The sequence below is a fragment of the Salinisphaera hydrothermalis C41B8 genome, assembly GCF_000732535.1.
GTDB classification, from domain to species: domain Bacteria; phylum Pseudomonadota; class Gammaproteobacteria; order Nevskiales; family Salinisphaeraceae; genus Salinisphaera; species Salinisphaera hydrothermalis.
In genome coordinates this window covers 106,425-129,201 of record NZ_APNK01000001.1, presented here as the reverse complement: position 1 = coordinate 129,201, position 22,777 = coordinate 106,425, and the positions used below count along the sequence as shown (strand labels likewise).

Here is a 22,777-nt window from a genome sequence, read left to right as displayed (position 1 = left end):
CGTCCGCAGCCTGCTGTCCCGGGCGCTCGAACGAAACCGCAACAGGCCCTAGACTGATGTTCATCATTCGTCATTCGAAAGGCCGACCATGGCACTGACCGACTCCACCATGATGCCGCTGGGCACCTCGGCGCCCGACTTCTCCTTGCCCGATGCCGTGTCCGGCAAGACTAAGACGTTCGCCGATGTGGCCGGCGAGCGCGGCACGCTGGTGATGTTCATCTGTAATCACTGCCCCTACGTGATTCATATCGCGCGCGAGCTGGCCGCGGTTGCCGCGGAGTACGACCCGCGTGGCATCGGTTTTGTTGCCATCTCTTCCAATGATGTGAATGAGCGCCCGGAAGATGGCCCGGAATACATGCGCGAGTTTGCCGAAAAGTACAACTTCATCTTTCCGTATCTCTATGATGAGACCCAGGAGGTCGCCAAGGCTTACGACGCGGTATGTACGCCGGACTTCTTCCTGTTCGGTGCCGACGGCAAGTGCGCCTATCGCGGCCAGTTCGATGCTTCGCGTCCGAAATCGGCAGAGCCGGTGACGGGGGCCGATCTGCGGGCCTCGCTGGATGCCGTACTCGAAGGCGATCCGATTCCGGAAGAGGCCCAGGTGCCGAGTCAGGGTTGCTCTATTAAGTGGAAGAGCGGGTAGGCCCTTTCCGTCGGCTTGAGCGCATCAGCGATCGTGTCAGGATGACGCCATGAGTACGCCCGAAGTTGCCAAGCCGAATCGCGGCCGCTCCTACGCCGGGCGCAGCTCGGCCGAGCGTCGCGAAGCACGGCGTGCCGCGCTGATCGATGCCGGCATTTCGGTTTTCGGGCGCGATGGGTTTCGTAGCGCGACGGTGAAGTCGATCTGTCGCGAGGCGGGGCTCACCGAGCGTTATTTCTATGAGTCGTTCGCCAACAGCGAGGCGTTATTCGCCGCGGTCTACAAGTCGCTGATTGCGGCGATCGAGGCCGAAATGCTGGCGGCGATCGAGGCCGAACCGGCCGATGCGGAAGCGACCGCCCGCGCCGGACTGCGCGTTTATTTCGGGCGTATGGCCGATCCGTTGATCGCCCGAATCGTGCTGATCGAGATCTTCGGCATCAGTGCGGATATCGACCGCACCTATCGTGCGGTGACGCTGAACTTCGCGCGTCTGACCGAGGAACTCACGGCTCGTTTGTTCGATGTCGAGGCCATCACGGCCGGGGCCGACAGCCGCCTGTTGTCGATGGGGCTGGTCGGTTCGACCATCCATATCGCCATGTACTGGCATCTGAACGGCTATCGCGAATCGCTCGACACGGTGGTCGAGTCGGCGCTGCGGCTGTACCTCGCCATGGCGGGCAACTCCGCCCATTGAACGGCCGCCGGACGATACGCCGTCCGGCGGCCGCCATCGCGTCAATGGTGGGTGGCGTAGGCCGCTTCGGCGTCGTCCACCAGTTCGTCCAGTTCGGCCAGCAGATGGGCATTGTTCTGCTGCCACGGGTGGAAGCTGTATTTGAAGTAGCTCAGGAACTCGGGGATCAGCCGGCGTAGATAACCGGGTTTGCCGAAGGTGAAGTTCAGCATCTTCAGGTGCCCGCGCCATCCCTCGGCCCGGCATTGCGGATCGGCCCGGCTCATTTGCCAGTAGAACGAGAACACGATCGGCCAGAACAGTCCAGTCGCCACGATCATGGCGCCGGAGCGTTCGAGCCAGTTGCGCGGGCCGTGCCCAATGCATTTTTCGTACACATCGTAGGCCACGGCCTTGTGCTCGACTTCCTCGAGCGCATGCCAGCGCCAGATGCGCTCGTAGTCTTCCTGCGAGCCGGCGAGCTGCTCAGGATGGCGCAACAGCATATCGCCCATGAGCGCGGTGTAGTGTTCCAGAGCGATGGTGGCCGCCAGCGGCACGGATTTCGGCGTGTTGTTCTTGAGTACCTCGAGTAGATCCCAGGTGAACTGGTCGAGTTTTTTCGCCGGCAGGCCGGCGTCTTCCATCAGCTGGTTGTATTCGATGTGCTCGCGCGAGTGCATGGCCTCCTGGCCGATGAAGGCCGTGGCGGCTTTTTTCAGGTCGGGATCGGGGATATCGTCGCGATAGCTTCGTACGGCATCGATGAACATGCGCTCGCCGGCAGGAAACAGCAGCGACAGCGCGTTCATGAACTGGGTGACGTTCGGCCCGGCGACATGCCAGTCGCAGATGCGGTCGCCCGGCGGGAGAAAATGCAGATCGCGCCGCTCGGGCATGACGGCTACGTTGTCGCCATGCGATGTGGTGCCGGTACGGGCATTTTGCGACAGGGTTTCGGCAGGCGTACTCATGTCGACTCTCCTCCGGCGGAACCGGTTGGGTGTGGCAATCAGGCGGGTCGGGCGCCGTGGGCGGCATAGGCCGCTTCGGCGTCATCGACCAACTCATCGAGCTCGTTGAGCAGATGGGCGTTGTTCTGCTGCCACGGGTGGAAGCTGTACTTGAAGTAGGCGAGGTACTCGGGCAGCAGGCGCCGCAGATAGCCCGGGTAACCGAGCATGAAATTGGCGAGTTTGACGTGGCCGCGCCAGCCGGCGGCGCGACAGGCCGGGTCGGCGGCGGCAAGCCGGCGATAAAACAGAATCACGTGGGGCCAGAAGGTGACCGTGGTCGACAGCATCACGGCGCTGCGCATGGCGTACGCCTTGGGCCCGCGACCGACGCATTTTTCGTAGACATCCCAGGCCACCGCTTTGTGCTCGATTTCCTCCAGGGCATGCCAGCGCCACATGCGGGCATAGTCCTCTTGGGAGCCGGCGATCTGCTCGGGATAACGCAGCAGGGCGTCGCCCATCAGCGCGGTGTAGTGCTCGAGCGCAATCGTCATCAACAACGGCGTGACTCGGGCGGAGTTTTCCTGGATATAAGCGGTGTATCTCGCAACGCCGTCAGCCAGCTCGGTGCCGGGCAGGCCGGCCGCATCCAGCAGCTGGTTGTATTCGGAGTGCTCGCGCGAGTGCATCGCTTCCTGGCCGATGAAGGCCGTGGCCGCCTTCTTGAGATCCGGGTCGGGAATGTCGTCGCGATAGCTGCGTACGGCGTCGATGAACATACGTTCGCCGGCCGGGAAGAACAGCGACAGGGCGTTCATGAACTGGGTCACGTTCGGACCAGCCTTGTGCCAGTCGCAGATGCGATCGCCCGGCGGCAGGAAGTGCAGGTCGCGCCGCTCGGGCATGACCGGGCCGCTGTAGCCGGGCTGCTCACGGTTGAAGCGATAGTCGATAGCCGCTGTGCTCATGGGATCCTCCGGATCAGCTCGCGGTTTCGGGCGCCGCTGGTTTGTTTTTTCTCACGGCGATGTAATCGTCGATCAGCGCGGCTACTTCGGGCGCCCGCGAGGCAATCGCCCAGTGGCCCGCGTCAATGTCGTCGATCTGCAGGTCGGCAACCCAGGCTTTCATGCCGTCGACCAGCCCGCGCCCGATAAAGGGATCGCGGCGTGCGACGATTGCATGGACGGGCGTGATCGCCGGGCGCTGCCGGGGGCGGGCCAGGCGGGGGGCGATGTTGGCGCGGTACAGTTTGATGCCGTGGCGGCCGTCCTCGCGCCAGGTCGCCGCAACCGGCAGGGGCTCGCCTTCGAGGCGTGCCAGTGTTGCCGGCCAGCGTTCGGCCAGCACGTGACGCCAGCCCAGCGGCGCCAACCACGGCAGCTGGAACAGGCCGATATACCAGGATCGTTTCATCTGGCGCACCAGCGCGGCGCGGTTGCGCCGCCATTGCAAGCGCAGGCCATGGCCGACGTGATCGAGGCAGGGGCCGGAGATGGTGGTGAAGCTGGCCAATCGGTCGGCCATCGCTGGATCGGTCGCAGCCTCCCAGCTCTGGATCGAGCCCCAATCGTGGCCGATCAAGTGAACGGGCGCATTGGGCGAGGCCCAGTCGAGGACAGCCTTCAGATCCCGTTCCAGATGCGCCAGCTTATAGGCCGAAACCGAGGCGGGACGTTCCGATCGCCCGGCGCCGCGCACGTCGTAGCGCACGCAGTGATAGCGATGCGCCAGATGGCTGACCAGCCGGTCCCAGACGCGGGCCGTATCGGGATAGCCGTGCACGAACACCAGCGTCGGCTGTGCCGGATCGCCGTCGGTATAGCACGCTAGATGAACGCCATCGCCCTCGATGACGGCGTCCGGGGTGCGTTCGACGCGCTCGTTTGCGGTGGATCGGCTCGGCATGACTCTGTTCGATGTAATCGTTACATCGAACGATGTCACAAAAAAGATACGGGGCGCAACTGCCCTATGGCCGGTGGCACACCGCGCCGGCCTTCAGTTATGGAGCGTCATGCCGGCCCGGCTTTGCCGGGCGTCGTGCGGGTTACTTGGGGTCGTGGAGGTGGTCGAGCACCTGGGCGAGCCGATCGCCGAGATGCTGGTCAGCAGCCTTGGACATGGCGCGGGCGACCTCGGGCAGGACCGCCATCTCGACCAGCGGGCGCAGCCGCCAGATCAGGTCGGCGAGCTCGGGCATTTCGTCGCCGGGTGGCAATTGGCCCTCGCCGTAGCGATCGAATACATGATGGGCAACCAGTCGGACCATGGCGTCGCTGGCCTGTTCGACATTGGCCCGCAGCTGGGCCACGACGTCGAGCATGTCCTCAAGCGGGATGCCGGCCGCAACCAGTTCCGCGCCGGCATGCAGCATGCGTGGGCTGGGCACGCGATAGCGCATGCCTTCCGGCCGGATGACGTCCAGCTCGACGGCCTTGTCCAGGGCGCGCTTAGAGAACTGCCCGCCGAACTTGCGCAGCAGTTGCGGCATGGTCAGGTAGCTCGGCAGTTCGTCCGACCAGGGGCTGGCGACCGCGGTTTCCAGTCCCAGCAACTGGCCGATGTCGTTGCCCGACTCCCAGCTTTCGATCAGCTCGCCAATGTTGGACAGCGTATAGCCGCGTTCCAGCAGCCGATTGATGATGCGCAGACGCGACAGATGCGCGTCGTTGTAAATCCCGCGTCGGCCGCGTCGTTCGGGCGGCGGCAACAAGCCGCGATCCTGATAGGCGCGGATGTTACGGACGGTCGAGCCGGTTTCGCGGGCCAGCTCATCGATGGAGAATTCCGTCGATTCGCGATCGGAGCCGTCGTTGTCGGGGGCGCTCGAAAGACTGTTCATCTTTCAAAGGATAGCCCCCAGCCCCGATCACGTCACCCGCGGCCGGCCGATCGCCGGCCGCGGATGTGCAATACGGGCATCGATCGGTGGCCGATCAGGCGCACTCGGTGGCGTGGGCCAGCCGGGATTCGCGATAGCGCGCGATCTCGTCGATGGTCAGCACCGGCATGTCGTGGCGAGCGGCATAGGCCTCGATCTCGGCATTGCCAGCCATGGTGCCATCGTCGTTCATCAGCTCGCAGAGCACGGCGGCGGGGCGCATGCCGGCGAGGATGGCCAGATCCAGCGAGCCTTCGGTATGCCCGCGACGCGCCAGTACGCCGTCGTCGACCGCGCGCAGGGGGAAAACATGGCCGGGGCTGACGATGGCATCGTGATCGCCGTCGAGCGCTTCGAGCGAGGCCGCGATCGTACGCACGCGGTCGGCCGCCGATACGCCGGTCGTCACACCGGTCGCGGCTTCGATGCTCACGGTGAAGCCGGTGCGATTCTTCGACTGGTTGTTATTGACCATCTGTGGCAGGCCAAGCTTATCGATCTCGGCGCCGCGAAAGCACAGGCAGACGATACCGGAGCCGTCGCGGATCATCTTGACCATGGTATCGACCGATAGATTTTCCGCCGCGGCGACGATATCGGCCTCGTTTTCGCGATCGCTGTCGTCCAGCAACAGCACGGGCCGGCCGGCGCGATAGGCCTGAATGGCGGCAGCGAGCCGCGGGAAACCCTGGAATTCGGTGGATGCTGACATGAAACGTCCTCTTGTCATGGAGTCAACGTTTCAGGGCTAGGCGAGAAGGCTCGCACCAACGCACGGATTGCGCCGGGTCTTGCCGCCACGCGTCTTCTTTCATCCGGACTATCACCGTCGGCTCTGGACTCTGACCAGATCTGCTGACCTTCCGACGGGGATCGGAAGCGCTCGTGGGCTCGGCCGAATCTCGGCCCTACCACCGGTGGGGAATTGCACCCCGCCCTGAAGACAACTGCAGCATAGCCGATCGTGGCGCGGGCGAACAGGTCGGAGCGCCGGTAACCGCTCATTAATTCTGCTTGCAAGCGCCGCGTCGCGTATAAAAAGGCCCCGGCCGGTGGCCAGGGCTCGGATGGGTGGCGGTGTGCCACGCCATACTGTAGCGGGATCAGCCGCTGTTGTTGGCACTCACGGACAATTCGCTATGCCCCGGGATATTGGTGCCGTTCGGGAAGAACCCGCCTTTCGAGACCTGGGCGGCCGTGGCATAGGCGATGTTGTGTACCTGGGCGATCGTGCGGTCATAGGCAAGACCGTTAGCGTCTGTCGGCACGATGTTGCTCGCGGCATACATATTGCCGTTGAGCGTGACCATGCCATTGCTATCACCCACAGCCTGGCCCTTGCCAATGCCCTGGTCGTCGTCTGCGGCTACCGGCGGTTGGCCGTTGGCATAGTCGGCGCTGACATCCTTGTTGCCGTCCACACTGTCGCGCACGCCGGAGATCTTGTCCGTCAGATCGCTGAATGTTGTGTCGCCGTTGTTGTAATCCGCTGCGGTGAGGAAAGTGCGAACCAGGCCGGCGTGGTAGACCTCTACGGCCATAATGCCCGCAGCGGCATCGAGATAGGTGCGGTTCTTAATGAACGGTGCCCCGCCGTGGTACGCCGTGACGCCGACGTCTTCGAAAATGAACGCACCGAGCAGGAAATTCTCCGGGCTCGAGAACGGGTCGAAGTTAGATACGCCGATCAGGTTGCCGAGTGCCGCGAACGAGTTCTTCAGATCGATGGCCGGCGCCGAGGCCGCATGCTGGCCCAGAGCCGCACGCAGGAACTGCACGTGATGCAGCTCATCCTGGGCGATTTCGGCTGCGTACTGGCCGATGAGCTTGTTGCTGCTGAAATCCACCTGCGGCGAGCCCTTGATGGTCACCATGCCCGGGTTGTCGCCGCGGTCGCTGTCGGCCAGCCCGTTGCCGGTGACCGCCTGCAGATAATACTCGGCTTCGAGGTATTCCAGATTCAGGGCGAAGTTGAGAATCGCTTCGTCGGGCGGGCCGCTCACATAGACGTTGTTGTCATTGGTGCCGGCGATGGCGTTGTTGTTGTGATTGTTGCAGGCGCCAAGCAGCGCACTGCCGACCAGCCCGGCGGTGTACATGCCGCCATTGGCGAGAAATCGGCGGCGACTTCGGCTGGTCGACGGCTGTTGCGTGCGGTCCTCGTTCGTGCCGGTCGTGGCCTGATCGGTTTGGGGCCGTTCTGTTCTTTTCATGATGTTTCTCCCTGCTTTGAACTGACGTGTGCGGTTATCAGTGAGCGGAATAAAAGTCCGTCCATACTGGTTCAGTAGCTGCCCGCGAATGCCTAATGAATCGCCGGGTCATAGAGCAAGTACGGGCGCGGGGAGAAAAGGATTCTCAGCAAAAGGTCGTATAAAAAATAATTTTTCTTATGAACTATAAGGTGCGAAATTGAATTTATATTTTTTGTTATAAATTAAAACAATTATCGTCGTCCGTCGGGTGTCATATGTTCCGAGGGGTGGCGTTTCCCGGCCGGCGAACCGGGCCGCATACGCTTGAACCCGCTTGTCTCGATCAGCGCTCGCCGGTGACTCGAGGCGTACAGCGGATCGAACGGCGGCGGTAGAGGAGCGCGCTCTGCGATCGGCGTCCGCGCGTCTTTGGGCGGCATACGCATAGAGCGACGGCCCGCCGGCTCGGGGACTGGGACGATGTTGCTGATCCGGTCGTCTTTAATAGACAATGGCGAACCTTTGTCAAGCCGTACCCGGGGATTGTTGTAATGCCCTCACGACGAGATCTCGCCAACGCGATTCGTATTCTGGCCATCGACGCCGTTCAGAAAGCCAACATTGGCCATCCCGGCATGCCGATGGGCATGGCCGACATCGCGGAAGTGCTGTTCAACGATCATCTGAAGTTCAATCCGGCCAATCCGGAGTGGGCCGATCGTGATCGTTTCCTGCTGTCCAACGGGCATGGCTCGATGCTGCAGTACGCCGCTCTGCATTTGACCGGCTACGACATGACGCTGGAGGACATCAAGAACTTCCGCCAGCTGCATTCGCGCACGCCGGGCCATCCGGAAAACACCGAGACGCCGGGCGTGGAAACGACCACCGGCCCGCTGGGCCAAGGGCTGGCCAACGCCGTCGGCATGGCGCTCGGTGAAGCGGTGCTCGCATCGCAGTTCAATACGCCCGATCACAAGGTGATCGATCACCGCACTTATTGTTTTGCGGGTGATGGCTGCCTGATGGAAGGCATTTCCCACGAAGCCTGCTCGCTCGCCGGTACGCTGGGCCTGGGCAAGCTGATCGTGTTCTACGACGACAACGGCATCTCCATCGACGGCGAGGTCAAAGGCTGGTTCACCGACGACACGCCGGCCCGCTTCGAAGCCTATGGCTGGCAGGTCGTGCGTAATGTCGACGGCCACGATGCCGGTGAAATCAATACCGCAATCGAGACGGCCAAGAAGGAAACCCATAAGCCGACGCTGATCTGCTGCAAGACTGTGATCGGTTATGGCTCGCCCCACATGAAGGGCACGGCCAAGGTTCATGGTGCGCCGCTGGGCGACGACGAGGTCGCCGCGACCCGCAAGGAGCTCGGCTGGACCGACGAAACGCCGTTCAATATCCCGGACGACATCTATGCCGCCTGGGATCATCGCGAAGCCGGCGCTGCGGTCGAGAAATCCTGGAAGGATGTGCACGACGCGTACGTCAAGGCGAACCCGGAGCTGGCCGCCGAACTGGACCGTCGTCTGTCCGGCAAGATGCCGGCGGATTGGGACGCGGGCATCGCCCAGCTGATCGAGTCGACCCAGGCCGACGGCAAGCGCACCGCGACCCGCAAGTCCTCGAAGGCGGTTCTGGGCGCGGTCTGGAACCTGCTGCCGGATCTGTTCGGCGGTTCGGCCGATCTGTCGGGCTCCAACGGCACCGACTTCGACGGCCACAAGCCGGTCACCGCAAAAGACTACAACGGCAACTATGTTTATTACGGCGTGCGTGAATTCGGCATGTCGGCGATCACCAACGGCCTCTCGCTGCATGGCGGTTTCGTGCCGTTCGGCGCGACGTTCCTGACGTTCTCCGACTATGCCCGCAACGCGGTGCGCATGGCGGCGCTGATGAAGTCGCGCAACGTGTTCGTCTACACCCACGATTCCATCGGTCTGGGTGAAGACGGTCCGACCCATCAGCCGGTCGAGCATCTGGCCTCGCTGCGCCTGATCCCGAACCTGCATGTCTGGCGCCCGGGCGACGATGTCGAGGTCGCTGTGGCCTGGAAGACCGCTATCGAGCGCGAGAATGGGCCCTGTGCGATCGCGCTGTCGCGTCAGGACGTCGATCATCAGGATCGCGATGCCGACACGGTCGCTGCGATTGCCAAGGGCGGTTACGTGCTGCGCGATACCGACGGCAAGCCGGATGCCATCGTCATGGCCACCGGTTCCGAGCTGGAACTTGCAGTGGCTGCCGCCGACCAGCTGGCCGGCGAAATGGCGGTCCGCGTGGTCTCCATGCCTTGCGTGGATCTCTTCCGCGAACAGTCGGCGTCGTATCGTGATAGCGTTCTGGACCCGTCGGTCACAGCGCGCGTGGCGGTCGAGGCCGGTGTTTCCGACGGCTGGATCGGCTACGTCGGGCCGACGGGGCAGGTGGTCGGCGTCGATCAGTTCGGGCTGTCGGCGCCGGGCCCCGAGGTCTACAAGGAACTCGGCGTGACCGTCGAAGGCGTCGTCGACGCGCTTCGGAATCAGGCCAAGGGCTGATCAGGAACAAACTCAAGTCAAATTCCAAGTTCGAGGAGCGAACATGGCAGTCAAGATTGGTATCAACGGCTACGGTCGTATCGGCCGCAACGTGCTGCGCGCCCTGTATGAGAGCAAGCGCACCGGCGAGATCGAGATCGTGGCGATCAACGACCTCGGCGACGCCAAGATGAACGCCCACCTGACCCAGTACGACACCGCCCACGGTACGTTCCCCGGTGAGGTCAAGGCCGAGGGCGAGGATCTCGTCGTCAACGGTGACAAGATCAAGGTGCTGTCCGAGCGCGATCCGGCCAGCCTGCCCTGGGGCGACCTGGGCGTGGACGTCGTGCTGGAATGCACCGGGCTGTTCGCCAGCAAGGACAAGGCCAGCGCGCATCTGAAGGGCGGCGCCAAGAAGGTGCTGATCTCCGCGCCCGCGGGCAGCGATCTGAAGACGATCGTCTACGGCGTCAACCACGACACGCTGACCCCGGACGACAAGGTCGTGTCCAACGCCTCCTGCACCACCAACTGCCTGGCGCCGCTGGTCAAGCCGCTGCATGAAGCGTTCGGCATCGAGTACGGGCTGATGAACACCATCCACTCGTACACGAACGACCAGGTGCTGTCGGACGTCTATCACAAGGACATCCGTCGCGCGCGCAGCGCCACCCAGAACATGATCCCGACCAAGACCGGCGCGGCCGCTGCGGTCGGCCTGGTGCTGCCGGATCTCAACGGCAAGCTGGACGGTTTCGCCGTGCGCGTGCCGACCATCAACGTATCGTTCGTCGATCTGTCGGCCAACGTCGGCAAGGACGTCACGGTCGAGCAGGTCAACGAGGTGCTCAAGAACGCCGCCAACGGCGAGCTCAAGGGCGTGCTGGCCTATACCGAGGAAGAGTTGGTCTCGCAGGACTACAACCACAGCTCGGTGTCGTCCACGGTCGATTCCAAGCTGACCAAGGTCGCGGGTTCGCGTCTGATCAAGGTCTGCTCCTGGTACGACAACGAATGGGGCTTCTCCAATCGCATGCTGGATACCGCGTTGGCCATGGCCAACGTCGGCTGATCCGACGCGATAACGAGCCCTGCAAAGACCGGACGCTGTCCGGTCTTTGTTTTTCTGCTCGGCGCGTGCACGGGGCGCTTATTTGGCTCGTCCGCGAATGAACGCGAAAAACAACGCAAACGCAATCGGGCCGGTTTTTAAAGCCTGCGGGCGCGGTGCAACAAAACAATCTCGCGGCGCACCTCGGGGGCAAGACCAACCGGCCGGTATAGCGCTGTTTATTTGCGCGCTTTAGCGTGCATTGGCGGACTGTTTCCCGCCGCGATTTCGACGCCGAACAAAACGGCTTTGTCTTCAAGCCGAACGACCATTAAATTCCTGTCGTAACACGGCCGCCTTGCTGCGGCGCACAGCCTCATATTCCGAACAAGGAACCGATATGACCATGCTCTCGATGGACGACGTCGATCTCGCCGGCAAACGCGTACTGATCCGCGAGGATCTGAACGTGCCGGTGAAAAACGGCGAAGTGACTTCTGCCGCGCGTCTGCGCGCGTCGCTGCCCACCATGAAAAAGGCCATGGCGGCCGGGGCGAAGGTTATGGTCATGGCGCATCTCGGCCGGCCGACCGAGGGTGAGCCGTCCGAGGAAGACAGCCTCGCACCGGTGGCGAAATGGCTCTCCGACGAACTCGGCCGTGACGTGCCGCTGGTCACCGACTGGCTCGACGGTCACGTCGAAGTCGCCGACGGCGAGATGGTGGTCTGCGAGAACGTGCGCTTCAACGTCGGCGAAAAAGCCAACGACGAAGCGCTGTCGAAAAAGATGGCCGCGCTGTGCGATGTTTACGTGATGGATGCCTTCGGCACCGCGCATCGGGCCCAGGCATCGACCGAAGGCGTGGCGCGTTACGCGCCGGTTGCCTGTGCCGGCCCGTTGCTGACCGCCGAAGTTGATGCGCTGCGCGCGGCGATGAACGAGCCGAAGCGCCCGTTGGTCGTGATCGTGGGCGGCTCCAAGGTTTCGTCCAAGCTCGAGCTGCTGAAATCGCTGGCCACGCTGGCCGATCAGCTCATCGTCGGTGGCGGTATTGCCAATACGTTCCTGGCGGCGGCCGGGCACGATGTCGGCGGATCGCTCTATGAAGCGGACCTGGTCGATTCCGCGCAATCGATTCTGGAGGACATCCGCTCGCGCGGTGGCGATATCCCGTTGCCCGAGGATGTCGTCGTGGCCACCGAATTCTCGGAATCGGCCGAGGCGGTGACGCGCAACATCGCCGACGTCGCCGACAACGAGATGATTCTCGATATCGGCCCGAAGGCGCGCGAGCAGATGGCCGCGATTCTCAAGAATGCCGGCACCATCGTCTGGAACGGCCCGGTGGGCGTGTTCGAGATCGACCAGTTCGGTGGCGGCACCGAAGCGCTGGCCCGCGCGATCGCCGAGAGCGACGCGTTCTCCATTGCCGGGGGCGGTGACACGCTGGCGGCGATCGAGAAATACGGCATCGGTGACCAGGTGTCCTATATCTCGACCGGCGGCGGAGCATTCCTGGAATTCCTGGAAGGCAAGACCTTGCCGGCGATCGCTGCGCTCGAAGCCCGTAGCAAGTAAGGGGACGAGTATGAGCCGCCAGTTCGAGGGCACCGAGCGCTACGTTGCGACCGACGATCTCAAGCTGGCCGTCAATGCGGCCGTGACCTTGGCACGGCCGCTGCTCATCAAGGGCGAGCCCGGCACCGGCAAGACGATGCTCGCCGAAGAGATCGCGGCCGGGCTGGGCAAGCCCCTGTTCCAGTGGCATATCAAGTCCACGACCAAGGCGGCCCAGGGGCTGTACGAGTACGATGCGGTGTCGCGCCTGCGGGACTCGCAGCTCGGCGATGCGCAAGTGCACGACATTTCCAACTACATCGTGCCCGGACCGTTGTGGGATTGCTTCACCGCCGACGAGCAGCCGGTGCTGCTGATCGACGAAATCGACAAGGCCGATATCGAATTCCCCAACGATCTGTTGCGCGAACTCGATCGCATGGCGTTCGACGTGTACGAGACACGCCAGACGATCGCCGCGCGCCACCGGCCGATCATCATCATCACGTCGAACAACGAGAAAGAGCTGCCGGACGCGTTTTTGCGCCGCTGCTTTTTCCACTTCATCGCGTTCCCCGACAAGGACACGATGAAGGAGATTGTCGACGTGCATTTCCCGGGCATCAAGGCGCGCCTGCTGTCCGATGCGCTCGATCTGTTCTTCGATATCCGCGATGTACCCGGCATCAAGAAAAAGCCGTCGACCTCGGAACTGCTCGACTGGTTGAAATTGCTGCTGGCCGAGGACATCCCGGCCGAGGCGCTACACGGCGACGCGGCCGATGCGTTGCCGCCCATGCACGGGGCCTTGCTCAAGAACGAACAGGACGTGCATCTGTTCGAGCGGCTCGCCTTCATGAGCCGGCGCGGCCGCCGTTAGAGCCTGAGCCGGCCATGCTGGTCGAATTCTTCTACGAACTACGCGATGCCGGGCTGAAACCCTCGGTGACCGAGTTCCTGACACTGCTCGAGGCGCTGGATGCCCATGTCGCGGGCATGAGTGTCACGCAGTTCTATCATCTGGCGCGAGCCTCGCTGATCAAGGATGAAGCGCTGTTCGATCGCTTCGATCAGGTTTTTGCGCATTACTTCGAGGGCATTGCGGCGTTGCCGCTCGATCCCGAAACCGTCATCCCGCAGGAATGGCTGGACAAGCGTGGTGAGCTGGAACTCAGCGAGGAACAGAAGGCCGAGATCGAGGCACTCGGTGGCTGGGACAAGCTCATGGAAACGCTCAAACAGCGCCTGGAGGAGCAGGGCGAGCGGCACCAGGGCGGCAACAAATGGATCGGCACGGCCGGACGCTCGCCGTTCGGTGCGTTCGGCTTCAACCCCGAAGGTATTCGTATCGGCCAGGATCGATCGCGCCATCGACGCGCGGTCAAGGTCTGGGACAAACGTGAGTTCGCCGATCTGGACGGTGATCGCGAGATCGGCACGCGCAACATCAAGATGGCGTTGCGCCGCCTGCGGCGCTTCGCGCGCGAAGGCGCGGCCGACGAACTCGATCTGGAGGCCACCATCCGGGGTACGGCCAGAAACGCCGGTCACCTCGATCTGGTGATGCGCCCGGAGCGACGAAATGCCGTCAAGCTGTTGGTGTTCTTCGATGTCGGCGGCTCGATGGACGACCACGTCGCCGTCTGTGAAAGCCTGTTTTCGGCCGTCCGCGCCGAATTCCAGCATCTCGAATATTTCTATTTTCACAACTTCCCGTACGAAGGGCTGTGGCGCGACAATGCCCGGCGTCGCAGCGAGCGTTTCGACACCCACGAGATCTGTCATACCTTCGATCACGAGTACCGCGCGATTTTCGTCGGCGACGCGACCATGAGCCCGTACGAAATTGCCTATCCGGGCGGTTCCGTCGAACACTGGAACGCCGAGTCCGGCCAAGTCTGGCTGCGGCGGCTGCTGGATGCATTCCCGCATGCCGTATGGCTCAACCCGGAGCCGCGCCAGCGCTGGGCGTACACGCCGTCGATTCAGATGACGCGTGAACTGATGGACGACCGTATGTACGAACTGACGCCGAACGGGCTCGACGCGGCGGTGGCGGAGCTATCGGGCTAGCTCTGGCGAGGTCATGCGCACGTGTTTCGCCACATACGTGGTTTGGGCAGCCGTGTGATCTGTCTCTTCGTCCCTGAAGGCATTGATCCGCAGATTTCGCCGATGACACAGATGGCGGTTAGTCGTGGAAAGAGCGATTTCGAGCGGGGCGCGAACCGCTGTTGAGGCGTTGTTCCCAAGGCGAGTCTTCGAGTTCGACGCCGGCGCGGGTTAGGGCCTCGAATTTGCTACACCGCGAAAACGCGACCGCGTCCGTTTAATCTGCGTCATCTGCGGATCTCTTTTCTTCGACGAACGAAGCCCTGAATGCACAACGGCGCCTGGGCCGGTTGAGGCCCTCATACAAGCTGGCGCCAGGTGCTGGCTGCAAATTGCTGCGGCGTTCTGCGGCATCTCGGGCGTTGACACCAAATCCGGCTTACCCGATGCTTTGGCCTGACGCGTTTCGCCCGGAGCACGGTATGTCCCTGTCCCAGCAGACGATTTTGAGTGTCGTGGGGTTCACGTGGCCCACGATGCCCGGTTCGGGCCCCCGGGCTGTCCGGGCGGAGGCGATCCGCGACGAGCCGGATCCGGCCTAAGGGGAGCGCGGCGTTCATGGGTCGGCTCGCCAAGATTTCGCGCTGGACGGTTACCGTGGTCGGTAGCCTGCTGCTGCTCGGCATTGCCGCCAATGCCTGGGTGCTGGGCAGTACCCGTGAGCGGATTTACGACGATCCCGCTCGCATGCCAGTCTACGATTTCGCGGTCGTGCTTGGTACCAGCCCCTATACCCATACTGGCAACCCGAACGCGTTGTTCACCAATCGCATCAAGGCTGCCGCGCAGCTGTATCATGACGGCCGGGTGCGGCATCTGCTGGTGTCCGGCGCCAACCCGAGTCGGGCGTATAACGAACCGCGCAAGATGTATCAGGCACTGCGGCGTCGCGGCGTGCCGGATTCTGCTATCACGCTCGACTATGCCGGGTTTCGGACGCTCGATTCGATCGTGCGGGCACAGCGCATCTTCGGCCTGAACGCGTTCGTGATCGTGTCGCAGCGTTATCACGAATACCGGGCGCTGTTTCTGGCCCAGCACGAGGGCATCGAAGCGATCGGCTATACCTGGCCGGAAGAGGACCGGCGCCAGCCATTACGCACGGAGGCGCGCGAATATCTGGCGCGCGTCAAGGCGGTGCTGGATCTGTATGTTCTGCATACCCGGCCGCGGTTTTTGGGGCCGCATCGGCCGATCGACCTGGGGCCGTCCTCGGCCCGGGGATATATCGCGGAGCGCGCTTCCAGCTGACCGCCGTGTCCAGTGCGCTCAGCCTGTGGCCTCGGGCCGTTCGAACAGGCCGTCGAGCAGCGCGTCGACCTTGGCTTCCATGCTGTGCTCGATCGAATACAGCCCGGGATGGCGCAGGCTGCATTCATACAGTCCGACCATGAAGGCGATCAGCACATCCGCGGCATCCTCGGCGGTCAGGCTCGCGCGCAGCGGGCAGATGGCCGACATTTCGCCGCACAGCGAGACCAGGACCTCACGGCTGTCCTCGAACATCGCGCTGAGTAGATGACCGGTGGCATGTCCTCGTTCGGTCATCTCGCAGCGGTGAAATACGATATGGCAGACGCGTCGATGCTGTTCGTCGTTGGCCAGACGTGATATGCCATGCAGGAGCATTTCCCGTATCAGGCGCATCGGTTCGTTACCGGGGATGTGTTGGCCCAGACACTGGCGGAGATCACGCAGTGGCATGGCAGTACGTTGAACCATGGCTTCGAGCAATGCCGTCTTGTCGGCAAAATGCCAGTAGATTGCGCCACGCGTGACGTTGGCGCGCCGGGCGATACGCTCGAGCGACGTCTGCGTGACGCCATGTTCGAGCATCTCGGTCTCGGCGGCATCGAGGATGCGTGCCCGGGTCTGGGCAGATTCCGTCTTCGTCTTCCGTGCCATGGTCCTGTCCGTGCCTGCCGCGCGCGATAGGGCGCGACTGTGTCTATCTTACATACATACACGAATGTATGTATCATGCGAGTAATCAGGGAACCCAACCTCAGGATCCGGCGGTATGCGTAATAATGACTACGAAGCGTCTCGAGGCGCTCTAGCGCTTCGGGCGCTGATTGTTCTGAGTGCCACTGTCGTTCTCGCGGCATGCGGTCAGGGCAGCGGGGGCGGCCAGGCACAGGCCAAGACCCCGCCGACACCGGTGCATGCGGTCAAGGTCGAACCGCATTCGGTCGATGTGTATGCCGAATATCCCGGCCGTGTGCAGGGCAAGCAGACCGCCAAGGTCATCGGCCGGGTCACGGGTATTCTCGAGTCGAAGAACTACGACGAAGGCTCGATCGTCCACAAGGGCGATCTGCTGTTCAAGATCGACCCGAAGCCTTATCAGGCGACGGTGGACCAGCGTAAGGCGCAGCTCGCCAGCGCCCGGGCCGCACTGTCCAACTCCAGTCGGATCTGGAAACGCACGCGCAAGCTCTACAAGGCCAACGCGGTCAGTCAGGCCGAACGCGATCAGGCGTTGTCGACCTACCAGTCGGACCAGGCCGCGGTGCAACAGGCCAAGGCCAATCTCGAATCGGCGCAGATCGATCTGAATTACACCCGGGTCAAGGCGCCGATCACCGGCGTGACCAGTCTGCGTGACGTCGACCTTGGGTCGCTCGTGCAGGCCAATCAGACCCAGCTGACGACCATTACCCAGCTGGACCCGGTCTACGTGCTGTTCGCGCTGCCCGAAGACGATGCCTTCGCGCGCCAGAAAGCGCTGTCCGAGATGGGCAAGCAGAGCAGCGACGAAGCCACGCGCGAGGCCACGATCATTCTCAACAACGGTCAGGATTTTCCCTACAAGGCCGATGTCGACTTCACCCAGAGCACCATCGATCCGGATACCGGCACGGTGCGCCTGCGTGCGATCGTGAAGAATCCGCACAATCAGCTCATGCCGGGCCGGTATGTGCGTGTGCGCCTGCGTATCCAGACGCTGCAGCACGCGATCACGGTGCCCGAGGCGGCAATCGCCAGCGGCCAGCAGACCCAGGTGTTCGTGGTCGAAAACGGCAAGGCGAAAGCCGTGGCCGTCAAGCTCGGGCCGAACACCGCTCAGGGGCAGGTCATTACCGACGGGCTCAAGGCCGGCGATCAAGTCGTCACGAGTGGTCTCGGAACCCTCAAGTCCGGCGCACCGGTCAAGGTGAAGCAGGACCAGCAGAGCAACGCCGGAAGCCCGGCCGACAAGGGCGGGCACGGCAATGCCGATCAGCAGGATTCGACATCATCGGCTGACGACGGTTCGTCGCAGCACAACGGTTAGCAGAGGACTTTCTCGTGCTATCGAAGTTTTTCATTGACCGGCCGGTTTTCGCGACGGTTCTGTCCATCGTCATCACGCTGTCGGGCGTTCTGGCGATGCGCTCGCTGCCGATTTCGCAGTATCCGGACGTGGTGCCGCCCGAGGTGGTGGTGCGCGCCAACTATCCGGGCGCCAGCGCCGAGGATATCGCCACCACGGTGGCGGCTCCGCTGGAGACCGAGATCAACGGCGTCCAGGACATGATCTACATGACCTCGACGTCGTCGGACGCCGGGCAGATGCAGCTCAACGTCAGCTTCAAGGTCGGCACCGACCCCGAGCTGGCGACGATTAACGTCAACAACCGCGTGCAGTCCGCGTTGTCGCAACTGCCTGACACCGTGCAGCAGACCGGTGTGACCGTGCGCAAGCAGTCCACCAGCATTCTGCAGGTGTTCACGCTCTACTCGCCGGACCAGTCCTTCGATGAGACGTTCATCAGTAACTACATGTTGGTGAACGTCATCGATCCGCTCAAGCGTGTGGCGGGGGTTGGTGACGCGCGCCTGTTCTCGCAGCAGGATTATTCCATGCGCATCTGGCTCGATCCGGCCAAGATGGCGCGTTACGGCATCACGACCGAAGACGTCAAGAACGCGATCTCCGAACAGAACTCGCAGTTCGCGGCCGGCAGCTTTGGCGCCCGACCTTATGCCGATGGTGCGGATATCGCCTTTACCTACACGGCGAGTACCGCCGGGCGGTTTTCGAATCCGAAGCAGTTCAAGAACATCATTCTGCGTTCGACCGACGACGGGCGCGTGCTGCATCTGAAAGACGTGGCGCGCATCGAGCTCGGGCCGCAGTCCTATTCGACCGAGCAATCGTTCAACGGCAAGCCGGCGGTACCCGCGGCCGTCTATCTGCAGCCGGGCGCGAACGCGCTGGCCACGGCCCAGCGTGTCCGCGATAAATTGCAGCAGATCGGCGAGAATCTGCCGCAGGGGCTCAAGTACGATATTCCGTTCAACACCACGAAGTTCGTGCAAGCGTCGATCGATGAGGTGATCTTCACCTTCTTCATCTCGCTGCTGCTGGTGATCGCGGTCATCTTCCTGTTCCTGCAGAACTTCTGGGCCACTCTGATTCCGTTGCTGGCGGTCCCGGTCGCGGTGGTCGGTGCGTTCGCGGGCATCTATCTGCTCGGTTTCTCGATCAATCTGCTGACGCTGTTCGGCATGATCCTGGCCATCGGTCTGGTGGTCGACGATGCGATTATCGTGATCGAGAACATCGAGCGCATCATGACCGAGGAAAAGGCGCCGCCAAGACAGGCCGCCATCAAGGCCATGGAAGAGGTCAGCGGCCCGGTGATCGCCGTGGTGCTGGCCCTGAACGCGGTGTTCGTGCCGGTCGGTTTTCTCGGCGGCCTGTCGGGCCAGATGTACAGCCAGTTCGCGATCACGATCGCGGTGTCGGTGGTCATCTCCGGCTTTGTCGCGCTCACCCTGACGCCGGCGCTGTCGGCGCTGTTTCTCAAGCCGTCCAAGGAAAAGAAGAACGTCTTCTTCCGAACGTTCAATCGAGGGTTCGACAAAGCAGCGAATGCTTATCTATGGGGCGTCAATTTCCTGCTCAAGCGGGCGGCGCTGGGCGTACTGCTTTTCTTGGGCGTGATCGCGTCGACCTGGCTGGTATCGACCCAGGTATCGTCCGGGCTCGTGCCGCAGGAGGACCAGGGATACATATTCGCGGTCTATCAGCTGCCGCCCGGCGCGTCGCTGCAGCGCACCGGGAAAGTCAGTCAGCAGTTGCACGATAACGTGTCGGGTCTGTCCGGCATTGAAAGCATGGTCAGCGTGCCCGGGTACGATTTTCTGGCCAATTCACCGCGTACCTGGGCCGGCATCGCCTTTCTGACCCTAAAGGACTGGGGCGATCGCGATGCGACCTCGTTCGATCTGGTCAACCAGGTATTCGGCATCGGCGCGAAGATGTCCGACGCCCAGATCCTGGCCTTCAACCCGCCGCCAATCATCGGTCTGTCCACCACGGGTGGTTTTGAAGGCTATCTTCAGGATCGCAAGGGGGCAGACTACAACGAGCTGTATCAGAAGGCTCAGAAACTGGTGGCCGCGGCCAACAAGCGCCCGGAACTGCAGCGGGTGCGCACGACGCTGAGCACCGACGTGCCGCGCTACAAGCTCACCGTGGATCGGGAAAAGGCCAAGGAGCTGGGTGTGCCGATCAAGAGCCTGTTCGATACCCTGCAGTCCACCTTCGGCCAGCTCTACGTCAACCAGTTCAGTTTCCTGGGCCGGAACTGGCAGGTCCGCCTGCAGGCCGATGCGCAGTATCGGATGCATCCCGATGATCTGCGCCAGGTGTTCGTGAAGTCGGACAAGACCGGCGACATGATTCCGGTCTCATCGTTGACCAGCGTCAAGCGCACGTCGTCGGCCGACGTGGTGCAGCGGTTCAACGTGTTCCCGGCGGCCAAGATCATGGGCTCGCCGGCGCCGGGCTACAGTTCGGGTCAGGCCAACGCGGCGATCCAGCAGGTGGCCCAGAAGACGCTGGGCTCGAATTTCCAGTTCGAGTTCACCGGCACGGCCTACCAGGCCGAGCACGTCGGCAGTTCCGCGGTGATCGCGCTCGTGTTCGGCGTGGTCATGGTGTTTCTGATTCTCGCCGCGCAATACGAGAAATGGAGTCTGCCGCTGGCGGTGATCACCGCCGTGCCGTTCGCGGCACTGGGCGCCTACCTTTCGGTCTGGCTGCGGGGTATCGACAACAATATATACTTCACCGTCGGACTGCTCGTATTGATCGGCCTGGCCGCGAAGAACGCGATTCTGATCGTGGAATTCGCAGTGCTCGAGCGGGGCACGGGCAAGTCGCCGGCCGATGCGGCCTATTCGGCGGCCAAGCTGCGTTTCCGGCCGATCGTGATGACGTCGCTGACGTTCATCCTGGCGTGTATGCCGCTGGCGCTGGCCAGCGGGGCCGCGGCCAACAGCCGTATCGCCATCGGGACCGCAGTGATCGGCGGTATGCTGGCGGCGACCCTGTTCGCGATTCTGTTCGTGCCGTTGGCTTATGACCTGATCGAGCGCGGCTCGGATAAACTGGCCCGTATGCGCGGCAAGCGATCCGGCGATGACGACGAAAAGCCCGATGCGCTGGAGCGGCGCGACGAGACCAATGACGGGAATGACCATGATGCGTAGCGCGCTCATCCTGTGTGCCGTGGTGGTGCTGGCCGGCTGTGCGGTCGGCCCAGACTACGAGCGGCCGAGTATCGATCTGCCGAAGTCGGCCTTCGACTCGACGCTGCTTTCCCAGAAGCAGCAGAAGTCGCTGGCTTACTGGTGGACGCGATACAAGGATCCGACGCTCAACAAGTTGATCGATGAAGCCCTGGATTCGAATCTGGACATCGCATTGCAGGCGCAGCGCGTGCGCCAGGCGCGGGCCGAGCTCGGCTATCAGAACGCTCAGCTCTATCCATCGGTGCAAGGTCAGGCTCAAGCCATGCGGGAGCGGGTCGGCAGCGCCGTTCCCAGTAGCGGCGGTTCGTCGGCATCCTCGTCATCCGCGGGATCCTCCGGTTCATCGGGCGCCGGCGGCTCGTCGGCTGCCAGCGGTGGCGGTTCGGGCGCCCGGCGCTTCAATACGTTCTCGGTGGCTGGCACCCTGAACTATGAGCTCGATTTCTGGGGGGCGCTGCGCCGCGCTGACGAGCAGGCGCGGGGGCAGCTGCTGTCCTCGGCTTATAGCCAGGATTCGATCCGACTACAAACTGTGGCCGATGTGGTAACGAACTACATGTCGCTACGTTCCTATCAGCGCCAGATCCGGGTCGCGAAGGAAACCATCAAAACGCGCGTCCAGCAGTATCACCTGGATCAAAAACGGTATCAGTACGGGGCGATCGACAAGCTGACGCTGTTGCAGACCCAGTCGGCGCTGCAGTCGGCGCGAGCCGAGCTGCCGCCGCTGGAGCAGCAGGAGTCCAAGATTCGGACCGCCCTGGCGATTCTGACCGGCAAGACGCCGCGCCAGATCATGGCGAATACCAAGCTGCCGAAGGGCGATTTCTCGGATCTGACGCTGCCGCGCGACTTGCCGGTGGTATTGCCCTCGACGCTGGTCAACCGGCGCCCGGACATACGCGCCGCGGAAGCCAGTCTGATTGCGGCCAATGCCAACGTCGGCGTGGCCAAGGCCCGGTTCTTCCCGACCTTCAACCTGTCGGCCATGATCGGCACCCAGGCATTTAACATCGACAATCTGTTCGAGCCCTACACCAAGGTCGAGCAGGCCGGCGGTTCGATTACCGCGCCGATTCTGGATTTCGGTCGCATCAACGCGCAGTACCGGAGTGCCAAGGCGCAGAAGGCCGAGGCCGAGATCCAGTATCGTCAGACCGTGCGTCAGGCGTTCCAGGATGTGCGTAATGCCCTGGACGAAGTGAAGTACAGTCGCGAGCGGTTCCAGGAGGTCCAGAAGCAGGTCGAGTCGTATCGGCAGACGCTCAAACTGGCGAATCTGCGCTATCAGGTCGGCCGCACGAATTATTTCGACGTGCTGGATGCGCAACGCAACCTGTATTCGAGCCAGCTGAACCTGGCGCAGGCCATCGCGGCGCGCTTTACGGCCACGGCGGATCTGTACAAGGCGCTCGGCGGCGGCTGGACCGACGACAGCGACTCGCTGACGCCGGCCATGCAGGAAGTGGCCAATGACTATGCGCCCGTCAAGAACGCCAAGGATGGCGCGCACGCGGCTACCACCAATGCGCCGGCGCCCGGAAACAATCCCTGATTCGGAGTCGGCAGTAGAGCCAGTCGCGAGAACTACGTATGCGGTTCGATCGCGCCGTCACGTTAGAATGCGG

18 protein-coding genes and 1 riboswitch are annotated in these 22,777 nt (G+C 62.7%); of the genes, 11 read left to right on the top strand and 7 right to left on the bottom strand.

All coding sequences use genetic code 11. The annotated features are described in order from the left end of the window. Positions 1 to 88 precede the first annotated feature (88 nt). Together C41B8_RS00525 and C41B8_RS00520 are read left to right on the top strand one after the other, a co-directional pair. Positions 89 to 652 carry a thioredoxin family protein gene (locus C41B8_RS00525; RefSeq protein WP_037332716.1) on the top strand — a complete coding sequence of 188 codons (564 nt, stop codon included), beginning with the start codon at positions 89 to 91 and terminating at the stop codon, positions 650 to 652. A 49-nt stretch (positions 653 to 701) separates the two neighbouring features. Continuing rightward, positions 702 to 1,352, top strand: coding sequence for a TetR/AcrR family transcriptional regulator (locus tag C41B8_RS00520; RefSeq protein WP_037332714.1), 651 nt, complete (start codon positions 702 to 704; stop codon positions 1,350 to 1,352). 41 nt (positions 1,353 to 1,393) lie between these two features. On the opposite strand, the gene C41B8_RS00515 is transcribed toward C41B8_RS00520, so the two are convergent. From C41B8_RS00515 to C41B8_RS00490, 6 genes are all read right to left on the bottom strand, one after another. After that, a complete protein-coding gene (locus C41B8_RS00515) occupies positions 1,394 to 2,305 on the bottom strand; it encodes a metal-dependent hydrolase (protein WP_084188345.1) in 912 nt (303 codons plus the stop codon). Between the two features lie 38 nt (positions 2,306 to 2,343). Next, positions 2,344 to 3,255, bottom strand: a complete 912-nt coding sequence (locus C41B8_RS00510; protein ID WP_051882582.1) for a metal-dependent hydrolase — start codon at positions 3,253 to 3,255, stop codon at positions 2,344 to 2,346. 13 nt (positions 3,256 to 3,268) lie between these two features. Continuing rightward, positions 3,269 to 4,195 carry an alpha/beta fold hydrolase gene (locus C41B8_RS00505; RefSeq protein WP_051882581.1) on the bottom strand — a complete coding sequence of 309 codons (927 nt, stop codon included), beginning with the start codon at positions 4,193 to 4,195 and terminating at the stop codon, positions 3,269 to 3,271. A 142-nt stretch (positions 4,196 to 4,337) separates the two neighbouring features. Then, the gene (locus tag C41B8_RS00500) at positions 4,338 to 5,132 is read right to left on the bottom strand and encodes a MerR family transcriptional regulator (protein ID WP_037332713.1); all 795 of its coding nucleotides are present in this window, start codon (positions 5,130 to 5,132) and stop codon (positions 4,338 to 4,340) included. 94 nt (positions 5,133 to 5,226) lie between these two features. Continuing rightward, positions 5,227 to 5,883: a 3,4-dihydroxy-2-butanone-4-phosphate synthase gene (gene ribB, locus C41B8_RS00495; protein ID WP_037332712.1), complete on the bottom strand. Its 657-nt coding sequence runs from the start codon at positions 5,881 to 5,883 to the stop codon at positions 5,227 to 5,229. 87 nt (positions 5,884 to 5,970) lie between these two features. Beyond that, a riboswitch (FMN riboswitch) is annotated at positions 5,971 to 6,120 on the bottom strand. Between the two features lie 154 nt (positions 6,121 to 6,274). After that, positions 6,275 to 7,384, bottom strand: coding sequence for a ferritin-like domain-containing protein (locus C41B8_RS00490; protein WP_051882578.1), 1,110 nt, complete (start codon positions 7,382 to 7,384; stop codon positions 6,275 to 6,277). Positions 7,385 to 7,917: 533 nt separating this feature from the next. On the opposite strand from C41B8_RS00490, the gene tkt reads away from it, so the two are divergent. The 6 genes from tkt to C41B8_RS00460 all read left to right on the top strand — a co-directional run bounded on the left by tkt (position 7,918) and on the right by C41B8_RS00460 (position 15,872). Next, a complete protein-coding gene (gene tkt, locus C41B8_RS00485; RefSeq protein WP_037332709.1) occupies positions 7,918 to 9,918 on the top strand; it encodes a transketolase in 2,001 nt (666 codons plus the stop codon). A gap of 43 nt (positions 9,919 to 9,961) precedes the next feature. Continuing rightward, positions 9,962 to 10,972, top strand: a complete 1,011-nt coding sequence (gap, locus tag C41B8_RS00480; RefSeq protein WP_037332708.1) for a type I glyceraldehyde-3-phosphate dehydrogenase — start codon at positions 9,962 to 9,964, stop codon at positions 10,970 to 10,972. Between the two features lie 379 nt (positions 10,973 to 11,351). Beyond that, positions 11,352 to 12,530, top strand: coding sequence for a phosphoglycerate kinase (locus C41B8_RS00475; RefSeq protein ID WP_037332705.1), 1,179 nt, complete (start codon positions 11,352 to 11,354; stop codon positions 12,528 to 12,530). A gap of 10 nt (positions 12,531 to 12,540) precedes the next feature. Further along, positions 12,541 to 13,389: an AAA family ATPase gene (locus C41B8_RS00470; RefSeq protein ID WP_037332703.1), complete on the top strand. Its 849-nt coding sequence runs from the start codon at positions 12,541 to 12,543 to the stop codon at positions 13,387 to 13,389. A 14-nt stretch (positions 13,390 to 13,403) separates the two neighbouring features. Next, positions 13,404 to 14,582: a vWA domain-containing protein gene (locus tag C41B8_RS00465; RefSeq protein ID WP_037332702.1), complete on the top strand. Its 1,179-nt coding sequence runs from the start codon at positions 13,404 to 13,406 to the stop codon at positions 14,580 to 14,582. A gap of 597 nt (positions 14,583 to 15,179) precedes the next feature. Next, the gene (locus C41B8_RS00460; protein WP_037332700.1) at positions 15,180 to 15,872 is read left to right on the top strand and encodes a SanA/YdcF family protein; all 693 of its coding nucleotides are present in this window, start codon (positions 15,180 to 15,182) and stop codon (positions 15,870 to 15,872) included. An 18-nt stretch (positions 15,873 to 15,890) separates the two neighbouring features. On the opposite strand, the gene C41B8_RS19215 is transcribed toward C41B8_RS00460, so the two are convergent. Further along, positions 15,891 to 16,526 carry a TetR family transcriptional regulator gene (locus C41B8_RS19215; protein WP_051882575.1) on the bottom strand — a complete coding sequence of 212 codons (636 nt, stop codon included), beginning with the start codon at positions 16,524 to 16,526 and terminating at the stop codon, positions 15,891 to 15,893. A gap of 115 nt (positions 16,527 to 16,641) precedes the next feature. Here C41B8_RS19215 and C41B8_RS00450 point away from each other — a divergent pair, with 115 nt between their 5' ends. The 3 genes from C41B8_RS00450 to C41B8_RS00440 are packed head-to-tail and all read left to right on the top strand — an operon-like array spanning position 16,642 to position 22,704. Further along, positions 16,642 to 17,898 (top strand): efflux RND transporter periplasmic adaptor subunit, encoded by a 1,257-nt coding sequence (locus C41B8_RS00450; RefSeq protein WP_051882574.1) that lies wholly within the window; start codon positions 16,642 to 16,644, stop codon positions 17,896 to 17,898. A gap of 14 nt (positions 17,899 to 17,912) precedes the next feature. Then, entirely contained in the window at positions 17,913 to 21,107 is a 3,195-nt protein-coding gene (locus C41B8_RS00445; protein ID WP_051882572.1) for an efflux RND transporter permease subunit, read from the top strand. Continuing rightward, positions 21,097 to 22,704 carry an efflux transporter outer membrane subunit gene (locus C41B8_RS00440; RefSeq protein WP_198024981.1) on the top strand — a complete coding sequence of 536 codons (1,608 nt, stop codon included), beginning with the start codon at positions 21,097 to 21,099 and terminating at the stop codon, positions 22,702 to 22,704. Before C41B8_RS00445 ends, C41B8_RS00440 begins: the two co-directional genes overlap by 11 nt. Positions 22,705 to 22,777 lie beyond the last annotated feature (73 nt).